We start from the raw sequence: 20,650 nt of genomic DNA on the forward strand, positions 1-20,650 counted from the left end.
CCGCGCCATGTTCCAGGAGATTCTCGCAGAGAACGGCACGAAGTTCGTCATCGCCGCGGTGGTGGTGCTGCTCGGCCTGCTCTGCCTCGCGCTGGTGCTCTGGATCATCCGGGGCCGCCCCTCCTCGCCTTTCATCCGCGGCGGACGCAATCGCGCGCCGCGCCTTGCCGTGCTCGATGCCGCGGCGATCGACACGCGCCGCCGCCTCGTGCTGGTGCGCCGGGACGACGTGGAACACCTCCTGATGATCGGCGGCCCGACCGACATCGTCATCGAGACGCGCATCGCCCTCGCATCGGCCGAAAGTACCCAGCCCGCCGCCGAAAGGGCCGGGCAGAAGACCGAGCGCGCCGAATCCGCGCCGGTGCGGCACGAAACGCCGGTGAAGACGGCCGAGACCGTAGACGCGGCCCGCACGGCCGCTTCGGCCGGCGCGGTCGCGGCGACCACCGGCACCGTGGAGCGCCGCCCCGCGGCAACCCCGGAGGGCGTCTCGTCCATGGCCAAGGTGCTCTATGCCGGCGACGAAGACGTCGCCCCCCGCACCACCCCGGCGCAGACCGTCGCCCAGCCGGTCCAGACGGCCCAGCAGGCGCAGACGGGCCTCCAGCAGCGCACGCCGGAACGCCGCATCGAGGACGTGCTCGAACAGAACCGCCAGCGTGTCCTGCCGCAATCCATGGCGACGGCGACGGCAACGACCACCGCGCAGGCGACCGCCGGCCAGGCGGTGCAGCGCCCCATCGCCAACCCGACGCTCGCCAAGCCGACATCCCAGCTTGCCGACAATCCGGCCCTCGTCAGCGAATTCGAGAAGATCCTCGAAGCCGAGATGGCCAGCACGGCCGCATCGAGCACCACAGCCCGCACGGCCGCCCAGCCGACGCTCAACCCGACGCAGACCGCCGCAACGATCGGCCACGGGCAAACTCCCGCGAAGAGCCGCGAGGAAACGGAAGCGGAAATGGCGCGCCTGCTCGGCGAAATCGCCGCCAATCGCAAGGCGTAAGGCGGCTCCTTCCCGCTTGTCGCAAGAAAAAAGCCGCTGGAGACACGACGGTTCCAGCGGCTTTGATTTTCGTTTTTCCGGCACCGGGCAGCACGAAGCCTGCCAGCACCGGAAACATCCGGTGTTCGATCACCGCGAACCCTGCCCTCGGACCTCCTCGGATCCGCGGGAAAGGCTTACTCGTCGCGATACACCTTCTCCCGACGCTCGTGGCGCTCCTGCGCCTCGATCGAAAGCGTGGCGATCGGCCGGGCGTCGAGACGCTTGAGGCCAATCGGTTCGCCCGTTTCCTCGCAGTAGCCGTAGGTGCCTTCGTCGAGACGCTGCAGCGCCGCATCGATCTTGGAGATCAGCTTGCGCTGGCGGTCGCGTGCCCGAAGTTCGATGGCACGGTCGGTTTCCGAAGACGCCCGGTCCGCAAGATCCGGATGGTTGGCGCTTTCTTCTGCCAGATGGTCGAGGGTTTCGCGCGCTTCGCGCAGGATATCGTTTTTCCAGGCGTTCAGCTTCGCTCGAAAGTAAGCCCGCTGGTTTGCGTTCATGAATTCATCGTCCTCGTCGAGGACGAAATTGCTAAGATCGATCTTCTCACTCAACGCGATTCTCCTGAAGAACATCTCAAGGCGCGCTGTATATCCCCACGGGTAGCGTGTTTCAAGTGTGCAGGAACTTACCCACGGTTTTTCGCGCATGCCTCTTTTTTGAACCTTGCCAGACGAATATTTCATCAAGATTACAACGGGATGGCGAAACCGGCCACCAACATCCCCGCACTATCGTCGAAAGGGCGCCGGATCGCCTGCCTCTCGTGTCGTCCTGCCGCAAATATAGGCATGGACTCGCGATCAGCTATGGAGGATAGGACGATTTTCTTTCGCGAGCCTGTTCGCCCGCGGATTCAGACTTATTTTAGCAACTCGTGCTTCTCTCTAACCGCAAGGGCAGGAGCACGCATCGATGTTCAGCAGGACGAAGGCCATTCTTTCGATCGAATCCGGCAATCCGGAGCTCGTCCAGGCGCAGCTTGCCGCTTTTACCAAGCAGGTGCCGCTGCTCTACTTCATGCTCGTGACGAATACTGTCGCCCTCACCATCACCCATTTCGGCGCGGCCCCCGCCTATCTCACCCTTTACATTCCCGGCGCACTCTATGCCGTCAGCCTGTTTCGCCTCGTGCACTGGTGGTTCAGCCGAAACCGGCGCTACACCCATGAGGAGGCGGTCGGCCGGCTGCGTTCGACCTATCGCCTGACCGCGCTGCTCGGCGCCGGCTTCTGCGCCTGGTCGCTCAGCCTCTATCCCTATGGCGACGCCTACCAGCAGTCCCATGTCGCCTTCTACATCGCCAACACCGTCGTCGGCTGCATCTTCTGCCTGATGCACCTGCGCGCCGCCGCGCTGGCGCTGACGGCCATCGTGCTCGGGCCGTTCACGGTCTTCTTCGGCACCTCCGGCAATCCGGTCTTCACCGCGCTCGCGCTCAACGTCGCGCTCGTCACCGTCGCCATGGTGTTCATCCTCTTCACCTATTACCGGGATTTCGGCGCCCTCATCCGGTCGCAGAAGGAGCTGACAGCGCGCCAGGCGGAAACCCAGCGCCTCAGCGACGAGAACCATCGCCTCGCCAATCTCGACAGCCTGACCAACCTGCCCAACCGCCGTCAGTTCCGCGCCGAGCTCGAAACGCGGATCGCGCGGGCGGAGAAGAACCGCACGGGCCTTGCCCTCGGCCTGATCGACCTCGACGGTTTCAAGCCGGTCAACGACACGTTCGGCCACGGCATCGGCGACAAGCTGCTCGTCGAGGTCGGCGAGCGGCTCACGGCCTTCGCCGGCCGGGGTCTTTTCCCGGCCCGCCTCGGCGGCGACGAGTTCGGCATCGTCTTCGAGGGCCCGGCCAGCGCGGAGCGGCTCCATGCGCTCGGCGACGAGATCTGCGCCGCGCTTCAGGAACCCTATGTCTTCAACGGCCAGGCGGCGCGGGTTTCCGGTTCGCTCGGCATCTCGATCCTCGGCGAGGCCGGCACCACGGCCGACCGGCTCTTCGACCGCGCCGATTTCGCCCTCTACCTCGCCAAGCAGAATTTTCGCGGCACGACGGTCGTCTTCTCCGCCGAGCACGAGGCCGAGATCAACGAGCAGGGCCGCATCCAGCAGGCGCTGCGCGCCGCCGACTTCGAGAAGGAGATGTACCTCGTCTTCCAGCCGATGGTCGACGCGGACACGAACGGCATTTCCGCCTATGAGGCGCTGGCCCGCTGGGAAAGCCCGGTCCTCGGCACCGTGCCGCCCGGTATCTTCATCCGCGCCGCCGAACGGGCCGGCATCATCGGCCGGCTGACCGAGTTCGTGATGGAGAAGGCGCTGGCGGCGGCGCGGAGCTGGCCGGACCACATCCGCCTTTCCGTCAACCTGTCGACCCGCGACGTCGTCTCCAACAGGACCGTCGATGCGCTTCTCGAGATCATCGCGCAAAGCGGCGTCGATCCCGCCCGCCTCGATATCGAGGTGACGGAGACGGCCGTCATGCGCAACTTCACGCTCGCCGCCGACAATATCCGCCGTTTCGCCGAGCGCGGCATCGGCATTGCGCTCGACGATTTCGGCACCGGCCATTCCAGCCTCAGCTATGTGCACAAGCTGCCGCTCACCAAGATCAAGATCGACCGCGGCTTCATCGTCGACATCGCCACGAACGAACTCAGCCGCAGCATCGTCAAGACGATCGTCGACCTTTCCCGCAACATCGGCTGCGTCTGCGTGGTCGAGGGCATGGAGACCCACGAGCAGGTCGCGGCGCTGCGCGGCCTCGGCTGCCGCATGATGCAGGGCTACTATTTCGCAAGGCCCGAGCGGCTGGAGGACACGCTGGCCTACCGGGCGGCATCCGACACGATCGTGAACACGCCCGCGCGCAAAACCGGTTGATCTTTCCGGCAAGGACGGACATGAAGTCGGAGCGCGGCATGGATCATCTGCCGCAGGCGGATGGAGGACACACTTGGCATCTCTCGGCACGCCGGCCTTCCGGCTCTACATCCTTCGTCACGCCCGCGCCGCCTGGGCCGGGCCCGGCCAGTCGGATTTCGACCGCGCCCTTGACGACGACGGCTTTGCCGAAGCCGAGGTGATCGCCGAGGAGGCGGCCGACCAGGGCTACCGGCCGGACCTCATCATCTCCTCCACCGCCACGCGCTGCCGCCAGACCGCCGAACCCTTCCACCGCTCGGTCAGCGAGGAACTGACGATCGACTATGTCGATTCCCTCTATTCAGGCTCGGTCGATACCTATGCCGAACTCGCCTTCGCGGAGCGGCAGGAGAGCGCCGTGATGATCGTCGGCCACAATCCGATGATCGAGGAATTCTTCCACCGCCTCGTCGGCAAGGAGATCGCCGAGACCGCCGCGCCCTTCGGCTATCCGACGGCAGGCCTCGCCATCCTCGATTTCGACGAGCGCCCGACCGAGGACGATTATCGCGGCGCCTGCCTTGCCGGCTTCATGACGCCGCGCCCGGCGCACTGACGCGCATCGCGATCTTCCCGGCGCACACCTTGATTTTCCGCATCGCATTGGCGCAAAACCGCTACGGACGTGTGCGCGACATGGTTTGAGCGAAAGGGCCGGCCTCTTTTTCCGCCGGATTTCGTTTCCTATATCGCCTTCGATGCTGGAAAGAGACCTTGCCCCCTAGCCTGACCACCCTGACCGACGAAGCCCTGCTCGCGCTCGACGCGCTGACCGGCCGCGCCACCAATCTCGTCAGCCCGTCGATCCGCCTCGGCGTGACGGGCCTGTCGCGCGCCGGCAAGACCGTGTTCATCTCCTCGCTCGTGCACAATCTCCTGAACGGCGGCCGCCTGCCGCTGTTCGAGGCGGGGCGCTCGGGGCGCGTGTCAAAAATCCGGCTGGAGCCGCAGCCGGACGACGCCGTGCCGCGCTTCCAGTACGAGGACCATATCCGCGCGCTGGTCGCCGACCGCCTCTGGCCGGATTCGACGCGCGCCATCTCGCAATTGCGCCTGACGCTCGACTATGAGAGCGCCTCCGGCTGGGGCCGCCTGTTCTCGCCCGGACGGCTGTCGATCGACATCGTCGACTATCCCGGCGAGTGGCTGCTCGACCTGCCGCTGCTCGCCCAGGATTTCCGCGCCTTCAGCGCGAACACCGTGGCGCTGGCGCAGTCCGGCATCCGCGCGGAGCTGGCGCGCGACTGGCTGGCGCTGTCGGCCACCATGGATCCTGCCGCCGAAGCCGAGGAAGCGACGGCGCGCACGCTGGCGGAAGCGTTCACCGCCTACCTGAAGGCCTGCAAATCCGACGAGCGCTCGCTCTCCACCCTGCCGCCCGGCCGTTTCCTGATGCCCGGCGACCTCGAAGGCTCGCCCGCCCTCACCTTCGCGCCGCTGCCGAACCTTCAGGAAGGCCGCCCCGCCAGGGGATCGCTGCATGCCATGATGGAGCGCCGCTACGAGGCCTACAAGACGCATGTGGTGCGCCCGTTCTTCCGCGAGCACTTCGCCCGGCTCGACCGGCAGATCGTGCTGATCGACGCCCTGCAGGCGATCAACCGCGGCGCCGAGGCCGTGCACGACCTGGAACGCGCGCTCGGCGACGTGCTCGATTGTTTCCGCGCCGGCACGAACAGCTTCCTCTCCTCCTTCGTGACACGCCGCATCGACCGCATCGTGATTGCCGCCACCAAGGCCGACCACCTGCACCACGAGAGCCATGCGCGGCTGGAGGCCGTCACCCGCCGCCTCGTCGAGCGCGCCATCGAGCGCATCGGCATGAGCGGCGCCGGCATCGAGGTGATGGCGCTCGCCTCCGTGCGCGCCACCCGCGAGGCGACCGTCAAGCACGACGGCGAGGACCTGCCGGTCATCGTCGGCGTGCCCATGGCCGGCGAGCGGATCAATGGCGAGATTTTTGACGGCGAACGGAAAACAGCCATATTTCCCGGGGACTTGCCGAAGGATCCGGATTCGCTTTTCAAGGAACTTGAATCCCTGCCTGAAGGCGAGGCGCCGCATCTCTTGAACTTCGTGCGCTTCCGCCCGCCGCATATCGAGGAGACGGGCGGCGGCCTGAAGCTCTCCGTGCCGCACATCCGCCTCGACCGCGCGCTGCAATACCTGATCGGAGACCGGCTCGCATGAACGACCGCCCGCGCAAGCCCGCCGCCTTCTCGCTGCCCGCCGGCTCCCCGCAGCCGCCCGAGCGCACGAGGCCCCGTGCTCCCGCCGCCTTCGACGACGCCGTCACGCTGACGCCGGATGCCGAGGATCCCTTCATCGCCACCACCGCCGACCTGCCGGACCTGACGCCGCCGGTCGCAACCCCGCGCAAGCGCCGCCTGACGCTCGGCCGTATCGCCCTCGGCGCGCTCGGGCTCCTCGTCTCGCTCGCCATCGGCCTCTGGGTCGATGCGCTGATCCGCGATCTCTTCAGCCGCAACGACTGGCTCGGCTATCTTGCGGTCGCCGCCGCCGCCATCGCCGTCCTCGCCGTCTTCGGCCTCGTCGCGCGCGAGCTGATCGGCCTTCGCCGCCTCGCCGCCGTGCAGGACCTCAAGCGCGACGTCGCCGAGGCCGCCCTCTCGCCGAGCCCGTCGGTCGGCCGCGCCATCCTCGCCCGCCTCGTGCATCTCGTCGCCGCCCGGCCGCAGACGGCGCGCGGGCGCGCGCGCCTTGCCGAGACCGAAGGCGAGATCATCGACGCGGCCCACCTCGTCGACCTTGCCGAGCGCGAGCTGATGGCGCCGCTCGACCGCGAGGCGCGCGCGCTGATCCTCGGCGCCGCCAAGCGGGTCTCCATCGTCACCGCCGTCAGCCCGCGGGCGCTGGTCGATCTCGGCTATGTCATCTACGAGAGCAGCCGGCTGGTGCGCGGCATGGCGGAGCTCTACGGCGGGCGCCCCGGCAAGATCGGCATGCTGCGGCTGATGCGCGACGTCGTCGCCCATCTCGCCGTCACCGGCTCCATCGCCATGGGCGACAGCCTGGTGCAGCAGGTGCTGGGCCACGGGCTCGCCTCGAAACTCTCCGCCCGGCTCGGCGAAGGCGTCATCAACGGCCTGATGACGGCGCGAATCGGCATCGCCGCCATGGACCTCTGCCGGCCCATGCCCTTCCGCGCGCTGAAACGGCCCGGCATCGGCGATTTCATCGGCGACCTGACGCCGAACATGGCGGGCGGCCGACGCGACGAGGCGTGACCTGCGGCGCCGCGCGTCAATCACGGCGCGCAAAGGACGCTGCAGAACTGTGGGATCGTTGCAACACCCCGGTTTTGCGGGCCTGCACCGCGGGTAAATGACGAAGGGCAAGACGGGCGGAAACCGTCCATTAACCATTTTCGCGCAAATCTCGTCGCACACAAGCAGGCCGGATGGCCGTCGCCCATCAAGGATCGTTCATGTACTCGCGCACTTCTTTGATCGCCCGCGTCTCCGTAGCGGCCTTTCTCGCAGCCGCCGCCGTCGCGCTTCCCGCCTCCGCCGGCCCGCGCGACAAGGCCTTCTTCGAGCAGGTCACCGGCAGCTGGCAGGGCAAGGGCGAGATCGTCGCGGGCAAGTACAAGGGCACCAAGTTCGCCTGCGACCTGACGGGCGACACCACGCCGGCCAAGGGCGCCGGCATCCAGCTTGACGGCTTCTGCCGCGTCGGCGTCTTCAAGCAGCCGATGTCCGCCCTCATCACCCGGTCGGGCGGCACCTACAAGGGCAAGTTCCTCGACGGCGCCGCCGGCAAGGGCCTCGACATCACCTCCGGCCAGGTCAACGGCAACAAGGTGGTCGTCGGCATCAACCGGCAGAAGCTGAACGGGGCGATGATCGCGCGCCTGGAAGGCGACAACAAGATGAACATCACCATCTCGGTGAAGGTCGAGGACAAGATGGTGCCGGTCATCGGCGTCTCGTTCGACCGCAATCTCGACGACATCGCCGTCGGCTCGATCAAGTAGTCTTCCACCATTCCGGTCCGGCGCTCGCCGGCTCGATGCCCGCGACATCCGCATCCGCCAGCCAGGAGGCCACCGTGCGTCCCTCGACCGCGAGGTCGGGCGCCACGTCCGCAAGCGGCATCAGCACGAAGCCGCGCCCCGTCATGCGCGGATGCGGCAGCTCCAGTCGCCCGCCGGATTGCGCCACGCCCTCATAGGTCAGGACATCGATGTCGATGGTGCGTGGACCCCAGCGCTCCTTGCGCTCGCGCTTCATGTCGCGCTCGATGGCAAGGCAGGTGTCGAGCAGCGGCTCGGGCGCGAGCGTCGTCTCGACCAGCGCACAGGCGTTGAAGAACCAGTCCTGGTCGGTCTTTCCCCAGGGCGGCGTGCGGTAGAGCCGCGAGACGGCCGTGACGCGGCAATCGTTCCGCGCGTCCAGCGCCCGCAGCGCCTCGGCCATGGCGCGCACGGGATCGCCGATATTGCCGCCGAGGCCGAGCGCGGCCCGGCGGAAGGGCTCAAACGGCATGATCGACCGTCACCTGCACATGGTCCAGCACGCCGGGCACCGGCGCGTTCGGCTTGCGCACCGTGATGCGCGCACGCGAAATCTGCGGGAAGCGGGCACAGAGCACGGTGGCGATCTCCTGCGCCAGCGCCTCGATGAGATAGCGGCGCTGGCCGGTGACGATCTTCTCGATCTCCTGGAAGGCGACGCCGTAGTCGACGGTCGATTCGATCGCATCGTCGGAGAGCGGGCGCAGCGGCTTGACCTCCAGCTCCGCGTCGACGAAGAACCGCTGGCCGAGGAATTCCTCGGCATCGTGCAGGCCGTGGCGGGCGAAGAAGGCGCAGTTCTTGAGCGTGATCGTGTAGGTGGTGGTCATGGTCTTTCCTGTCTGGCTGCCTGTCAGGCGCGCGCCTCGCGTGCCGTCACCTTGCGCCCCGCGGCAAGCATAGCATCCGCCATCGCCAGCGCATCCCTGTTGATTGCGACATCGTGCACCCTGAAGACCGCCGCGCCGGCGGCCCGCAGCAGCGCGGTGGTGGCGGCCGTGCCGGCATCCCGGCCTTCCGCCTCGCGCCCCGTGACGGCGCCGACGAAGCGCTTGCGCGACGTGCCGGCCAGGATGGGCAGTTCGAAGCCGTAAAGCTCGCCGAAACGCGCCATCAGTTCGAGGTTTTCCTCCGTATCCTTGGCAAAGCCGAAGCCCGGATCGAGCACCATGGCCTCGCGCGCGATGCCCGCGGCCCGGGCGATCTCCAGCGAGCGGCCGAGGAAGAGATACTGGTCCTCCACCACATCCGGCCGCTTCTCGCGGTCACGGCCGGTATGCATGATGCAGAGCCCCGCCCCGGTTTCGGCGGCAACGCCGGCAATGTCGGGTTCGCGCTGCAGGCCGTGCACGTCGTTGACGATATGGGCGCCGGCCGCAACGGCAAGCCGCGCCGTCTCGGCCCGGTAGGTATCGACCGAGATGAGCGCGTCCGTCGTGCCGGCAAGCGCCTCGATGACGGGCAGGATGCGGTCCTGCTCCTCCGCCGCCGACACGGCAACCGCGCCGGGGCGCGTCGATTCCCCGCCGATATCGACGATCTCCGCCCCCTCTTCGAGACAGAGGATGGCCTGCGCCACGGCCTTGTCGGCGCTGTCGAACCGGCCGCCGTCGGAAAAGGAATCCGGCGTCACGTTGACGATCGCCATCAGAATGCCGCGCGGGCCCAGCTCCAGGGACCGGCCATGGGCGAGCGCCCAGCGAAAGGGTTCGAATGGCGAGAACATGGCGGTTTCCTCCCGCAGTCAACGATGGCGCCGCGCGCCGGGGACGCTACGATACGTTAGAATCTCCCCGACACCCTTAGCTTTAAATCAACGGGTTTGAAGTTAAGGGTATCGGGCGGCATCCCGGAAAGGGTGTTGCGCTCGCCGTGCCTATGCCCCAAGCTTGGGGGAAGTTCAACCGGCCCCTTCAGCCGGCCTGTGCATCGGACGATCCGGTGGCGAAAGGAATGCTGACTGAATGACGACCATCGCCCGCCTGATGGCCTTTGCCGCCCTCGCCTGCCTTGCCGTCCCGCCGGCCCGCGCCGAGACCATCACCTCGAAATCCTTCGCCTATTTTTCCGTCGGCGGGCGCACGGCGGCCGAGCTCGACGAGGAGCTGTCGAAACGCGGACCGGTGATGAAGCGCAGCGGCTCGCGCCACCCCGGCGCCACCCGGATCAAATGGGGCGGCTCGGTGACCTATGTGCGCCGCGGCAGCCGCTGCGCCGTCGGCGAGGCGCGGGTGACCCTCTCCACCGAGATCATCCTGCCGCGCTGGAAGAACCGCAAGCGCGCCACCCCGTCGCTCGCGCTCATCTGGGATACGCTTTCGAGCGACATCAAGCGCCATGAGGAGCGCCACGCCGAAATCGCCCGCACCCACGCCCGCAACCTGGAACGCACGCTGAAGACCCTGCGGCCCGAAGCCGATTGCGAGCGCATGCAGGCCCGCGTCGACCGGGCGACGGCCGATGCCGTCTCCAAGCACGATGCCGACCAGGCGCGCTTCGACCGCATCGAATCGAAGAACTTCAACGACCGGATGATGCGCCTCCTGGTGCACCGGCTGAAGAACCGCGCCGAGTAAAGGCGCGCGCTGCAGGCAGGTATTTCCTGGAAGAGCTTCAGTGGAACGGGACCGGGCCAAGGCCCGGGCGCTTTTCCATGCATGAAATGACTGGTTAGTTTTAGCGATAGCGCAATTCCGCAAATCGCCGTATTTTTATACCAACAGTGAACGGGAAGACGATTTTCCTTCCCGAAGTTGCATGAAGCGGTTTGTAACAGGTTCTCCTGGCGCGTCCTTACCAAAGCAGCAGGTGTCTCCTCCCTCTCCTGCCTGCGATGCGCCCTCCTGGCCTCGCTCGTCCTGACCGACCGGCGAGGCTCTTTTTTTGCCCTTCTATTCTTGCGAGCCCCCAGAAACCCGCGATCTTTTCTTCATGCGCGAAGAAGAGACACAAAATGCCGGCCGAACCCGGGTCGGATTCGGCCGCTGCCTCAATCAGTCTGAAGGAAGAGGTGTCAGGCCTGGCGTTCGGGAACGTGGACCACGAGCCCGTCGAGCGCATCCGACATCTTGATCTGACAGGAGAGCCGCGAGGTCGGGCGCACCTCGTAGGCGAAGTCCAGCATGTCCTCTTCCATCGCTTCCGGCGGGCCGACGGTCGCGCTCCAGGCGTCGTCGACATAGACATGACAGGTCGCACAGGCACAGGCGCCGCCGCACTCGGCCTCGATGCCGGGCACGGAGTTGCGCACGGCATTTTCCATGACCGTGGAGCCGTTGGCGACATCCAGTTCGTGGCGCGTGCCGTCGAAGGCGACGATGGTGAGTTTGCTCATGATGGCTTCCGGATCCTCAAGACTGCCCGGGGCGGGCGATGGCGCTGCCCGGGCGGACGAATGAACGGCCGGCGGAAAGGTGGTCGGCCCGCCGGTTTTCCGCGGACGTTTCCAACAAAACCCCTCCCCAGTCAACATCGCGCGCCCGGCAGGTTCCGGATGGTCCGGGTGCGACGCCGGCTTTTCCCGCAGCGCTAAAGCCCGTCGCGCAACGGGCGCGGTGGTTTTGCGGCAGCGACGGGCGGTGAAGCAAGGGCCTGAAGCGCAGGGAGCGGATCTGTCGGATCGCGATGCGCTTCAGGCAGGCGGCAGGACCTGCGGCGATCAGCGGCAGAGTTTCAGGATGAAGTTTTCCGCCTCGACCACGGCGGCGGCGACGCCAGCCAGCGCGATGGCATCGGCCGGATTGTCCTCGAGCGCCGCGGCCGTCTTGCTGACGGCGGTGGCGCCGACGGACTGGGCGGAGCCCTTGAGACGGTGGGCGACCGCGCTCCGCGCCGCGCCTTCCGAGGCCGCCAGTTCCTTCATGCTCGCGCGGGCCTGCCGTGCGAACATCTGCAGCACTTCCAGCTCCAGCCCCTTGTCGCCCATGGTCTGGCGGGCCAGATGTACCAGATCGATCGGCTTTTCCCCGGAATGGGACATGCCGCCTGCATTGTCGGGCGCCTCGAATGCGATGTTGAGCGCTGCCATTTGCCAATATCCTTATAGACGCGGTTTACGCTTGTTTCCTTGTGGTGCACGCAGATGTCGATGCGGGACGGGTGTATTCGCCGCTCCATACAGGGACATGGGACAGCCATTCTGCGCGGCCGGCGCGGCTATCCGATTAAAAGACGGCGCAAAATGGGCATGAATCGCAAACTATGGTTAACGGCTGAAAAATTGCCTTTTTCGCAAGGTTTCCATCGCGATACAGAATCGCCCGATATTAACTTCCTGTTAAGTTTCGGGCGAAGGGAGATGGCAATGAATTGTGTGATACAGGCTAATGTGTCACTACGATACGACCGGATAGTCCCGGTGGATAAGCCGTGGGCGGAGATACACCGCTTCGCCTTTTCGGTCTATCGAGCGAATTTGGAATGAACGGCGGTCCGGACGCTGCTTGCCATGAGGGTATGCAGCAAGACCGGCCACCAACCGGACCGGTTCGAATGCGCCTGAGCAGCGGCAGCGCGCATGAAGCCCGATCCCGGATATGGTAACGAGGCGTAACCGCATGGCGACGAACAAGTCCACCGAGTCGATCGACGACAAGGCCTTCCAGGCCCTTGAAGAAGCATTGAAAATCGACTTTGACGATCTAGCGCCGGAGACGCCCTCGAAGAAGGACGCTTCGGAAGCCCATGTGCCCGAACCAGCTAACAGCGTTCCCAACAAGACGCAGGAAAAACCTGCCAATCGCCCTGCTTCCGGCGAGACCGCACGGGGCCACGGTCCCGAGCAGGCGCCGAAGACGCCTGCCTTCACGCCCGCCAACGACGGCTCCCGCAAGACGCCGGCCGCGATCCTGAAATCGCTGGACGTGCGCTCGGGCCGCGCCTCGATCCGCATGGCCATCCTGATGTCCGTGCTCTGGGTCATCGGCGGTCTCGGCGTCGCCAACCTTCTCTATGCGCCCGAGATCTGGCAGATCCGCTCGGTCGCCGACCTCGTGGCGCTGCCCGGCGCCATCGGCATGGTCGTCGCCATCGTCATGCCGATCATGCTGTTCTTCGCCTTCGCGATCATGATTTCCCGCGCCCAGGAACTGCGCAGCGCCGCCCGTTCCATGGCGGAGGTCGCGCTCCGCCTCTCCGAGCCGGAAACCGTCGCCAGCGACCGCATCATGGCCGTCGGCCAGGCGGTGCGCCGCGAAGTCTCCGCGATGAACGAAGGCATCGAGCGCACCATCGCCCGCGCCACCGAGCTCGAAACCCTCGTGCATTCGGAAGTCAACGCGCTAGAGCGCAGCTATTCCGACAACGAAATGCGCGTGCGCACCCTCGTCCAGGAACTCGGCGCCGAACGCGAGGCCATCGTCAGCCACGCCGAGCGCATCCGCTCTTCCATCTCCGGCGCGCACGAGCAGCTGAAGGACGAGCTGGCAAGCGCCGGCGACAACCTCACCCAGCGCCTCGCCACCTCGGGCGAAGCCTTCGCCTCGATGCTCGACACCCGCGCCGCCATGCTGATGGAAAAATCCGACAGCGCGACGCAGACGATCGGCGCCATGCTGTCGGCGCGTACCGACAGCCTGCTGTCGACGCTCAGCTCGTCCGGCCTCGCGCTCGCCAACGAGTTCGACAGCCGCCTCGACCAGCTCACCAAGACCCTCGATTCCCGCGGTCGCGACCTCCTGCAGCAGTTCGAGACCCGCGCCACCTCGCTCGACACGAACACCGAGAAGCTGAACGCCGCGCTGAACGAGCGCGCCAAGCAGCTCAACGAGACGCTGATCGCCCGCACCCGCGAGATCAGCGAAAGCCTGTCGATCGGCCAGCAGGCCGTCACCGGCGGCCTCGACGACGTTCTCCAGGCGATGAACGCCGCGCTCGACGAGAAGGGCGCGCAGTTCCGCCAGAGCCTCAAGAACGCCGCCGACGACACGGTCATGGACCTCGACCTGCGCACCGGCTTCTTCGACGAGCGCATGCAGGCGACCGTCGGCCGGGTCTCCGGCGCCTTCGACCAGCGCGTGGAAGAGTTCGCCCAGGCCTTCGACCAGCGCGCCGGCTCGCTCGACAGCAAGCTGATGGAAAGCCTCGCGCGCATCAACGAGACGGTCGCCAGCGGCCGCGAGGCGATGGACGGCATCCTCACCTCCAGCATCGAGCGCCTCGGCAGCACGCTCACCGACCAGTCCTTCGCGCTCGCGACCACGCTCGCCACCAGCCAGGAAGTCATCGAAAACGCCGTTTCCGGCCATGCCGACGCCATCTCCAGCGCCGTCAGCGGTGCGCATGAGCGCATGGGCGCGGTCCTGTCGGAAAAGTCCGCGGCCCTGCTCGGCGGTCTCGCCGAGGTGCAGAACCGCATCGAGAGCGGCTTCGGCAGCCGCGCGGATGCGCTGGCGGAAAGCATTTCGGGCAGCGAACGCCGCCTGACGGAGGCGCTGGATTCCCGCGGCTCGGCGATCGCCACCGACATCGAGGCCGCCCAGGCCCGCATGGAAGAGGCGCTCGGCGCCCGCGCCAGCGCGCTGGTGGAGAGCATTTCGGGCAGCGAGCGCCGCCTGACGGAGGCGCTGGATTCCCGCAGCACCGCGATTGCCAGCGGCATCGAGGCCGCCCAGGCCCGCATGGAAGACGCGCTCGGTGCCCGCGCCGACGAGATCTCCTCGACGATCGCCGCCAGCCACAACCGCATCGACGGCGCGCTTTCCGAGCGCACCGCCGCCCTCTCCTCCATGCTGAACGAGACCGGCAGCCAGCTCGAACAGTCCGTCGGCGCGGCCGCCAGCCGGGTCGAAAACGCCCTGACGGGCGCCGCCCGCCAGATCGACGACGCCATCACCGGCCGTACGGCCAATCTCGCATCGGTTCTGTCCAACAGCGCCGGCGCCATGCAGTCCGCGATCGATGCGGCGGCAGACCGCGTCGAGACGGTCCTGTCCGAGGGCAACCAGCAGCTCACGGGCGTCCTGCACGGCCAGGCGGCCGAGTTCGCCGAGGCCTTCTCCGGCCGCGCCGCCAACATCGCCGAACAGCTCTCCGGCCGCGCGTCGGAACTGGCCGGCTCCCTCGTCTCCACCCATGAGCAGATCCGCGCGACGCTCGACGACCGCATCGACGCGATCAACCTCGCCATCAGCGAGGGCCGCAGCCAGCTCGCCGAAACGCTGAACGACCAGGTCGCCACCATCGGCACCTCGATCGCCACCAGCGCCGGCATGCTGGAACTGTCGATGGAGCAGCTCTCGGACCGCGCCTCGACGCTCGCCGGTTCGCTCGTCTCCACCCACGACGAGATCCGCGCGACGCTCGACGACCGCATCGGCGCGATCAACCTCGCCTTCAGCGAGGGGCGCAACCAGCTCGCCGAGACGCTGAACGACCAGGTCGCCTCCGTCGGCACCTCGATCGCCACGAGTGCCGGCATGCTGGAACTGTCGATGGAACAGCTCTCGGGCCGCGCCTCGACGCTCGCCGGTTCGCTCGCCTCCACCCATGACGAGATCCGCGCGACGCTCGACGACCGCATCGACGCGATCAACCTTGCCATCAGCGAGGGCCGCAACCAGCTCGCCGAGACGCTGAACGACCAGGTGACCACGATCGGCACCTCGATCGCCACCAGCGCCGGCATGCTGGAACTGTCGATGGAACAGCACGAGGAGGCCCTGCGCCGCACCATCGACGGCAGCGGCGCCCTGCTCGACCAGCGCGTGCGTGAAAGCGTCGGCGCCGTTGCCGAACGCCTTGTCGAAACCTCCGCGAAGATCGTTCACGCGGCCGACACCTTCGGCAACCGCATGGAACAGACGGTCGACAACGTCGCCAACCGGTTCGACACGACAGGCAGCCGCCTCGAGGAGAATCTCGGCAAGCTGGAAGCCCGCATCGAGCACAGCGTCGATCACGTCTCCGGCCTCGTCGACACCGCCGCCTCGCGTATTTCCGACACGCTGTCGGAACGCCTCACCGACCTCGACCGCATCGGCGGCGACGTCTCGCTGCGCGTCTCCGACGCCCTCTCCCGGCCGATGGCAGAGGTCGAGCGCATCGGCGACGAGACGACGGCGCGCATCGCCGCCGCACTTTCCGGCCGCGTCGGCGACATCGAGCGCCTCAGCGCCAGCGCTGCCGAGCGCATCGACGGCGCCCTCTCCGGCCGCATCGGCGATATCGAGCGCGTCACCGGCGAAGCCGCCGAGCGCATCGACGGCGCGCTGGCAAGCCGCGCCGACCAGATCGCCCGCGTTGCCGGGGAAGCGGCGGACCGCATCGACGACACGCTGATCGCCCGCGCCACCCAGATCGAGATGACGGTCGGCAATGCCGCCGAACGCATCGATGGTGTCCTCGTGGGCCGCGTCGACGAGATCAACCGCGTCGTGGGCCAGGTCGCCGATCGCATCGACGACACGCTGCTGGCCCGCGCGACGCAGATCGAGCTGACGGTCGGCAACGCCGCCGAACGCATCGACGGCGCCCTCGTCGGCCGGGTCGACGAAATCAGCCGCACCGTCGGCGAAGCCGCCGAACGCCTCGAAGGCACGCTCCTCAACCGGGCAAGCCAGATCGAGACGACCGTCAGCAACGCCGCCGAACGCATCGACGGCGCCCTCGTCAACCGCGCCGACGAGATCAGCCGCGCCGTCGGCGAGGCGGCCGAGCGCATCGACGGCACACTGGCGAACCGCGCCGGCGAGATCGCCCGCATCGCCGGGGAAGCGGCCGAACGCATCGACAGCACGCTCACGGCCCGCACCGGCGACATCGAACGCGTCACCGGCGAGGCCGCCGAGCGCATTGCCGGCACGATCGACGAGAAGACCGGCCGCATCGAGGAACGTCTCGGCACGATGGACCGGGCGCTGACCATCGGTCTCGACAACGTCAACCGCACGATCGACGGCAAGGCCGCCGGCCTTGCCGCGACGCTGCGCGATGCCGTTTCGCAAGCCGCCCAGGACATGGATGCCGAAGCGATCCGCTCGGCCCAGTCGCTCGCCAAGACCGGCGAGGAATTCGCCAGCCTCAGCTCCTCGCTGCGCGGCGCGGTTTCCCGCGCGGCCCAGGAAATGGGCGCGGAAGCCCAGCGCGCCGCCGAAAACATCGCCCGTACGGGCGAGGAGTTCGCCGGCAACCTGTCGGCCCGCAACGAAGCCTTCGCCCGCGCCGTCGAGGAAACCACCTCGACCGCCGTCGCCCGCTTCGCCGAGACGGAAAGCCGCCTCGCCGACCAGGCCCAGTCGCTGCGCGCCGGCCTCGGCGACGTCGAGAAGGCGCTGGAAGCGCGCGGCGCCTCCATCCGCTCGACGCTCGACGAGCGCACCCGCGAGCTCAACTCCATGCTGGCAAGCCGCACCGAGGAGCTCGCCCGCCTGATCGACGAGGAGGCCCGCCCCGTCATCGACAGCTATGCCGCCGTCGGCCGGGAGGCTGCCGAGGGCATCGGCGGGGTCGCCCGCGACGCGGCCGAGCGCATCAGCGGCGTTGCCCGCGAAAGCGCCGAACGCCTGCGCAACGAGAACGCCGCGCTCATCAACGCGATCTCCGCCCGCACGGCCGACACGCTCGCCGCCATCACCAGCCGCACGGAAGAAGCCGCCGGCACGATGCGCGAGATCGAAAGCGGCCTTGCGGCCAATGTCGAAAGCCTGATCGCCCGCCTTTCGGAAAGCAACGGCGCGATCGCCGGCATCGTCGACGCGGCGAGCCAGACGCTCGGCGCCATCGACGGCCGCCTGACGAGCACGGCCGAGCGCTTCTCCACCTCCGCCGAGCGCGCGTCCGACATGGTGTCCACCACGTCGCGCCTGCTCGAGGGCAAGGTTGATCGCCTGTCCGACATCTCCGCCGGCACGCTGTCGCAGATCGGCAGCATCGTCGGGCGCTTCGAGGATCATTCGAAGATCCTGTCGCAGGCCTCCGACCTGCTCGCCGCCGCCCAGTCCAACCTCGTCTCGACGCTGGAAGAACGCCAGGATGCGTTGCGTTCGCTCTCTGTCGGCCTCGTGCAGCGCTCGGAAGAGATCGAGAAGACCATGCAGTCGCTCGAAGGCATGGTCGAGGGCGCCTTCAGCCGCGCCGAGGAACGTTCCAACCTCATCGCCGGCAACCTGCGCGGCGGCATCCAGAGCTCGTTCGCCGAAGTCGGCCGCATCCTGAGCGATACCGAGAAGCGCGCCGAGGCCGCCGCCAATTCGCTGCGCGAGCAGCTGATGAAGGCCGGCGAGGAAGCGGGCCAGTCGGTCGAGGGCTCCTTCGCCCGCGCCGAGGAGCGGACCAAGGAAGTGGCGAACCGCCTGCGCGGCAGCGTCGGCGCCTCGCTCTCCGATGTCGATCGCCTGCTCGCCGAGAGCGGCAAGAAGTCCGAAGCCGCCACGACCGTCATGCGCGAGACGCTGCGCGAGGCCGTCGAGGAGGCCGTCGGCAAGTTCTCCGGCGCGACCGAGGAAATCCGCCGCGCCGCCGCCGATATCCGCAAGGAGCTCGACCAGACCCGCGGCGAGCTGAAGCGCGGCGCCTTCGACCTTCCGGAAGAAGCCAAGGAAAACGCCGCCCAGATGCGCCGCGCCGTCAGCGAGCAGATCAAGGCCCTGCAGGACCTGTCCGACATCATCGGCAAGTCCTCCTCCGCGCTGGAAGTCTCCCGCCCGGCGGTGGTCCAGGCCAAGGTCGTCCAGCAGCAGCAGCCGGTGCAGGAAACCCGCGTCGAGCCCCGCCGCGAGGAGCCGGTCCAGCTGCGCGGCAGCCTCGGCCTCGAGCGTGCCGCCGCGGCCACCGTGCCGCAGCCCCTGCCCGCGGAGACCGAGGCCAAGACCGCCGGCGAAGGCGGCTGGATGCGCGACCTCCTGCGCGGCGCCGTCTCGCGCGAGGAAGCCCAGTTCGGCCAGCCGCGCACCGATGGCCAGGCCGCCCGCCCGGACAACCGCAACCCGCGCCATGTCGTCGAATCGCTGAACTCGCTTTCGGTCGATATCGCCCGCGCCATCGATCACGACGCCTCGGTCGACCTGTGGCGCCGCTACCAGCGCGGCGAGCGCGACGTCTTCACGCGCCGCCTCTACACGCTGAAGGGCCAGCAGACCTTCGACGAGATCAAGCGCAAGTACGAGCGCGAGCCGGAATTCCGCACCGCGGTCGACCGCTACATCTCGGACTTCGAGAAGCTGCTCGCCGATGTGGCCCGCAACGACCGCGACAAGGTGATGACGCAGACCTACCTCACCTCGGACACCGGCAAGGTCTACACCATGCTGGCCCATGCGGCAGGCCGCTTCAGCTGAGCGGACCCGACAGCACGGACAAACGGCCGCCCGCAAGGCGGCCGTTTCGCGTTGGGGGCTATGCCCGGCCGCGCCGATAACGCACCTTTGATGGCGCAAACCGTCCCAGGCTGCCGATTTCCGGCCGCCGAACCTTAAAATCCGGGCCTCCAGCCGCTATATCCGGTCCGACGCGCCACAAGGCGCATGGGAAGAGAGACGGAAATGATCTTTATACAAGGCTTTGGACGCATCCTGGCGACGCTTGCGGTCGCGGTGATGGTAATGATGACGGTGGTGGACGTGGCCGAGGCGCGCCGCGCCGGCGGTGGGTTCGGCAGCCGCGGCAGCCGCACCTTCTCGACGCCCTCGACGACGCGCACCGCACCGACGGATGCCCAGCCGATCGACCGCACCATGACGCGCCAGCAGTCGGCCCAGCCCTCCGCCGGCCGCAACGCCACGGCCACCAATCCGCGCCCCGGCCTCTTCGGCGGCTTCGGCGGCACGCTGCTCGGCGGGCTGATGCTCGGCGGCCTCGTCGGCATGCTGCTCGGCCAAGGCCTCGGCGGCGGCATCGGCTTCCTCGGCCTGATCCTGCAGGTGCTGCTGATCGCCGGCGTCTTCCTGTTCCTGCGCCGCATGTTCGCGCAGAAGAACGCGCCCGCCTATGCCGGCGCCGCCCATGCCCGTAACGCCGCGCCGAGCGGCGGCCCGGACTTCAAGATTCCAAGCATCGGCGGCGGCAGCCGCCAGACCGCGCCGCAGCCGAAGGGCAGCGACGAGATCGGCATCAAGCAGGCCGACCTCGAGCAGTTCGAAAGCATGCTGAAGGAGCTGCAGGCGGCCTACGCGGCGGAGGATTTCCGCACGCTGCGCCAGATCACCACGCCGGAGGCGATGTCCTACCTCGCCGAGGAACTCGGCGACAACGCCACCCAGGGCCTGAAGAACGAGGTGCGCGACATCCACCTCGTGCAGGGCGACATTGCCGAGGCCTGGCGCGAAGGCGCCGAGGAATACGCCACCGTCGCCATGCGCTACGAGAGCATCGACGTGATGCGCGACCGCGCGACCGGCGCGCTCGTTTCCGGCGATCCGGACAACCTGACGGAAGCCGTCGAGATCTGGACCTTCGTGCGCCGCAACGGCGGCGACTGGAAGGTCTCGGCCATCCAGGGCGTTCACGACGCTTGATCGACTGAGGGGTTTTGCATTGTAAAGCCCCTCATCCGCCTGCCGGCACCTTCTCCCCGCAAGCGGGGCGAAGGGGGTGTGGCACCGACTTCCGCGAGCAAGAAACGACATTCCTTCGTGGCGAAGGTCGACCGTCTTGCTCCTTCTCCCCGCTTGCGGGGAGAAGGTCGCGGCAGCGGGATGAGG

The 20,650-nt window shown here is 67.6% G+C and carries 16 protein-coding genes; 10 read left to right on the forward strand and 6 right to left on the reverse strand.

Annotation, left to right across the window (positions count from 1 at the left end):
* Positions 1-7: 7 nt before the first annotated feature.
* On the forward strand, positions 8-1,009 hold the full coding sequence (locus WMC41_RS10270) for a flagellar biosynthetic protein FliO (RefSeq protein WP_432347995.1): 1,002 nt from the start codon (positions 8-10) through the stop codon (positions 1,007-1,009).
* Positions 1,010-1,185: 176 nt separating this feature from the next.
* Here WMC41_RS10270 and dksA read toward each other — a convergent pair whose 3' ends face one another.
* Positions 1,186-1,605: an RNA polymerase-binding protein DksA gene (dksA, locus tag WMC41_RS10275; protein ID WP_064330228.1), complete on the reverse strand. Its 420-nt coding sequence runs from the start codon at positions 1,603-1,605 to the stop codon at positions 1,186-1,188.
* Positions 1,606-1,966: 361 nt separating this feature from the next.
* Here dksA and WMC41_RS10280 point away from each other — a divergent pair, with 361 nt between their 5' ends.
* From WMC41_RS10280 to WMC41_RS10300, 5 genes are all read left to right on the forward strand, one after another.
* The gene (locus tag WMC41_RS10280; protein ID WP_338341908.1) at positions 1,967-3,937 is read left to right on the forward strand and encodes a putative bifunctional diguanylate cyclase/phosphodiesterase; all 1,971 of its coding nucleotides are present in this window, start codon (positions 1,967-1,969) and stop codon (positions 3,935-3,937) included.
* Between the two features lie 73 nt (positions 3,938-4,010).
* Complete coding sequence (locus WMC41_RS10285; protein WP_244769669.1) at positions 4,011-4,535, forward strand: SixA phosphatase family protein; 525 nt, start codon at positions 4,011-4,013, stop codon at positions 4,533-4,535.
* 158 nt (positions 4,536-4,693) lie between these two features.
* A complete protein-coding gene (locus tag WMC41_RS10290) occupies positions 4,694-6,169 on the forward strand; it encodes a YcjX family protein (RefSeq protein WP_432347998.1) in 1,476 nt (491 codons plus the stop codon).
* Entirely contained in the window at positions 6,166-7,227 is a 1,062-nt protein-coding gene (locus WMC41_RS10295; RefSeq protein WP_432347999.1) for a YcjF family protein, read from the forward strand. Before WMC41_RS10290 ends, WMC41_RS10295 begins: the two co-directional genes overlap by 4 nt.
* A gap of 200 nt (positions 7,228-7,427) precedes the next feature.
* Positions 7,428-7,976: a hypothetical protein gene (locus WMC41_RS10300; RefSeq protein ID WP_432348001.1), complete on the forward strand. Its 549-nt coding sequence runs from the start codon at positions 7,428-7,430 to the stop codon at positions 7,974-7,976.
* On the opposite strand, the gene folK is transcribed toward WMC41_RS10300, so the two are convergent.
* Genes folK through folP form a run of 3 tightly spaced genes read right to left on the reverse strand, consistent with a single transcriptional unit; the run spans position 7,969 to position 9,741 of the window.
* Positions 7,969-8,487, reverse strand: a complete 519-nt coding sequence (gene folK, locus WMC41_RS10305) for a 2-amino-4-hydroxy-6-hydroxymethyldihydropteridine diphosphokinase (RefSeq protein ID WP_432348002.1) — start codon at positions 8,485-8,487, stop codon at positions 7,969-7,971. The two genes, WMC41_RS10300 and folK, sit on opposite strands and share 8 nt — an antisense overlap.
* The gene (folB, locus tag WMC41_RS10310; RefSeq protein WP_133035251.1) at positions 8,477-8,845 is read right to left on the reverse strand and encodes a dihydroneopterin aldolase; all 369 of its coding nucleotides are present in this window, start codon (positions 8,843-8,845) and stop codon (positions 8,477-8,479) included. The genes folK and folB overlap by 11 nt, the downstream gene beginning before the upstream one ends.
* Before the next feature lie 23 nt (positions 8,846-8,868).
* On the reverse strand, positions 8,869-9,741 hold the full coding sequence (gene folP, locus WMC41_RS10315) for a dihydropteroate synthase (RefSeq protein WP_432348004.1): 873 nt from the start codon (positions 9,739-9,741) through the stop codon (positions 8,869-8,871).
* 238 nt (positions 9,742-9,979) lie between these two features.
* Between folP and WMC41_RS10320 the strand changes: the two genes are divergently transcribed.
* Positions 9,980-10,591 carry a DUF922 domain-containing Zn-dependent protease gene (locus WMC41_RS10320; RefSeq protein WP_432348006.1) on the forward strand — a complete coding sequence of 204 codons (612 nt, stop codon included), beginning with the start codon at positions 9,980-9,982 and terminating at the stop codon, positions 10,589-10,591.
* A 437-nt stretch (positions 10,592-11,028) separates the two neighbouring features.
* Here the strand turns inward: WMC41_RS10320 and WMC41_RS10325 are convergent, their stop codons facing one another.
* Both WMC41_RS10325 and WMC41_RS10330 read right to left on the reverse strand, forming a co-directional pair.
* A complete protein-coding gene (locus WMC41_RS10325; protein WP_023512203.1) occupies positions 11,029-11,349 on the reverse strand; it encodes a 2Fe-2S iron-sulfur cluster-binding protein in 321 nt (106 codons plus the stop codon).
* Between the two features lie 324 nt (positions 11,350-11,673).
* Complete coding sequence (locus WMC41_RS10330; protein WP_272805624.1) at positions 11,674-12,042, reverse strand: Hpt domain-containing protein; 369 nt, start codon at positions 12,040-12,042, stop codon at positions 11,674-11,676.
* A gap of 54 nt (positions 12,043-12,096) precedes the next feature.
* Between WMC41_RS10330 and WMC41_RS10335 the strand changes: the two genes are divergently transcribed.
* The 3 genes from WMC41_RS10335 (at position 12,097) to WMC41_RS10345 (ending at position 20,464) form a co-directional block, all read left to right on the forward strand.
* Positions 12,097-12,438 carry a hypothetical protein gene (locus WMC41_RS10335; protein ID WP_432348009.1) on the forward strand — a complete coding sequence of 114 codons (342 nt, stop codon included), beginning with the start codon at positions 12,097-12,099 and terminating at the stop codon, positions 12,436-12,438.
* A 133-nt stretch (positions 12,439-12,571) separates the two neighbouring features.
* On the forward strand, positions 12,572-19,288 hold the full coding sequence (locus WMC41_RS10340) for a kinesin (protein ID WP_432348011.1): 6,717 nt from the start codon (positions 12,572-12,574) through the stop codon (positions 19,286-19,288).
* Between the two features lie 204 nt (positions 19,289-19,492).
* The gene (locus WMC41_RS10345) at positions 19,493-20,464 is read left to right on the forward strand and encodes a Tim44 domain-containing protein (protein WP_432348012.1); all 972 of its coding nucleotides are present in this window, start codon (positions 19,493-19,495) and stop codon (positions 20,462-20,464) included.
* Positions 20,465-20,650 lie beyond the last annotated feature (186 nt).

It is taken from the genome of Shinella yambaruensis (assembly GCF_050859155.1).
GTDB classification, from domain to species: Bacteria; Pseudomonadota; Alphaproteobacteria; order Rhizobiales; family Rhizobiaceae; genus Shinella; species Shinella yambaruensis.

Excerpts from the sequence above, each read along its gene's own strand:
- WMC41_RS10270 (WP_432347995.1), top strand. The coding sequence starts at position 8 with ATGTTCCAGGAGATTCTCGCAGAGAACGGCACGAAGTTCGTCATCGCC.
- WMC41_RS10280 (WP_338341908.1), top strand. The coding sequence starts at position 1,967 with ATGTTCAGCAGGACGAAGGCCATTCTTTCGATCGAATCCGGCAATCCG.
- WMC41_RS10295 (WP_432347999.1), top strand. The coding sequence starts at position 6,166 with ATGAACGACCGCCCGCGCAAGCCCGCCGCCTTCTCGCTGCCCGCCGGC.
- WMC41_RS10300 (WP_432348001.1), top strand. The coding sequence starts at position 7,428 with ATGTACTCGCGCACTTCTTTGATCGCCCGCGTCTCCGTAGCGGCCTTT.
- folK (WP_432348002.1), bottom strand. The coding sequence starts at position 8,487 with ATGCCGTTTGAGCCCTTCCGCCGGGCCGCGCTCGGCCTCGGCGGCAAT.
- folB (WP_133035251.1), bottom strand. The coding sequence starts at position 8,845 with ATGACCACCACCTACACGATCACGCTCAAGAACTGCGCCTTCTTCGCC.
- folP (WP_432348004.1), bottom strand. The coding sequence starts at position 9,741 with ATGTTCTCGCCATTCGAACCCTTTCGCTGGGCGCTCGCCCATGGCCGG.
- WMC41_RS10320 (WP_432348006.1), top strand. The coding sequence starts at position 9,980 with ATGACGACCATCGCCCGCCTGATGGCCTTTGCCGCCCTCGCCTGCCTT.
- WMC41_RS10325 (WP_023512203.1), bottom strand. The coding sequence starts at position 11,349 with ATGAGCAAACTCACCATCGTCGCCTTCGACGGCACGCGCCACGAACTG.
- WMC41_RS10330 (WP_272805624.1), bottom strand. The coding sequence starts at position 12,042 with ATGGCAGCGCTCAACATCGCATTCGAGGCGCCCGACAATGCAGGCGGC.
- WMC41_RS10335 (WP_432348009.1), top strand. The coding sequence starts at position 12,097 with ATGTCGATGCGGGACGGGTGTATTCGCCGCTCCATACAGGGACATGGG.
- WMC41_RS10340 (WP_432348011.1), top strand. The coding sequence starts at position 12,572 with ATGGCGACGAACAAGTCCACCGAGTCGATCGACGACAAGGCCTTCCAG.
- WMC41_RS10345 (WP_432348012.1), top strand. The coding sequence starts at position 19,493 with ATGATCTTTATACAAGGCTTTGGACGCATCCTGGCGACGCTTGCGGTC.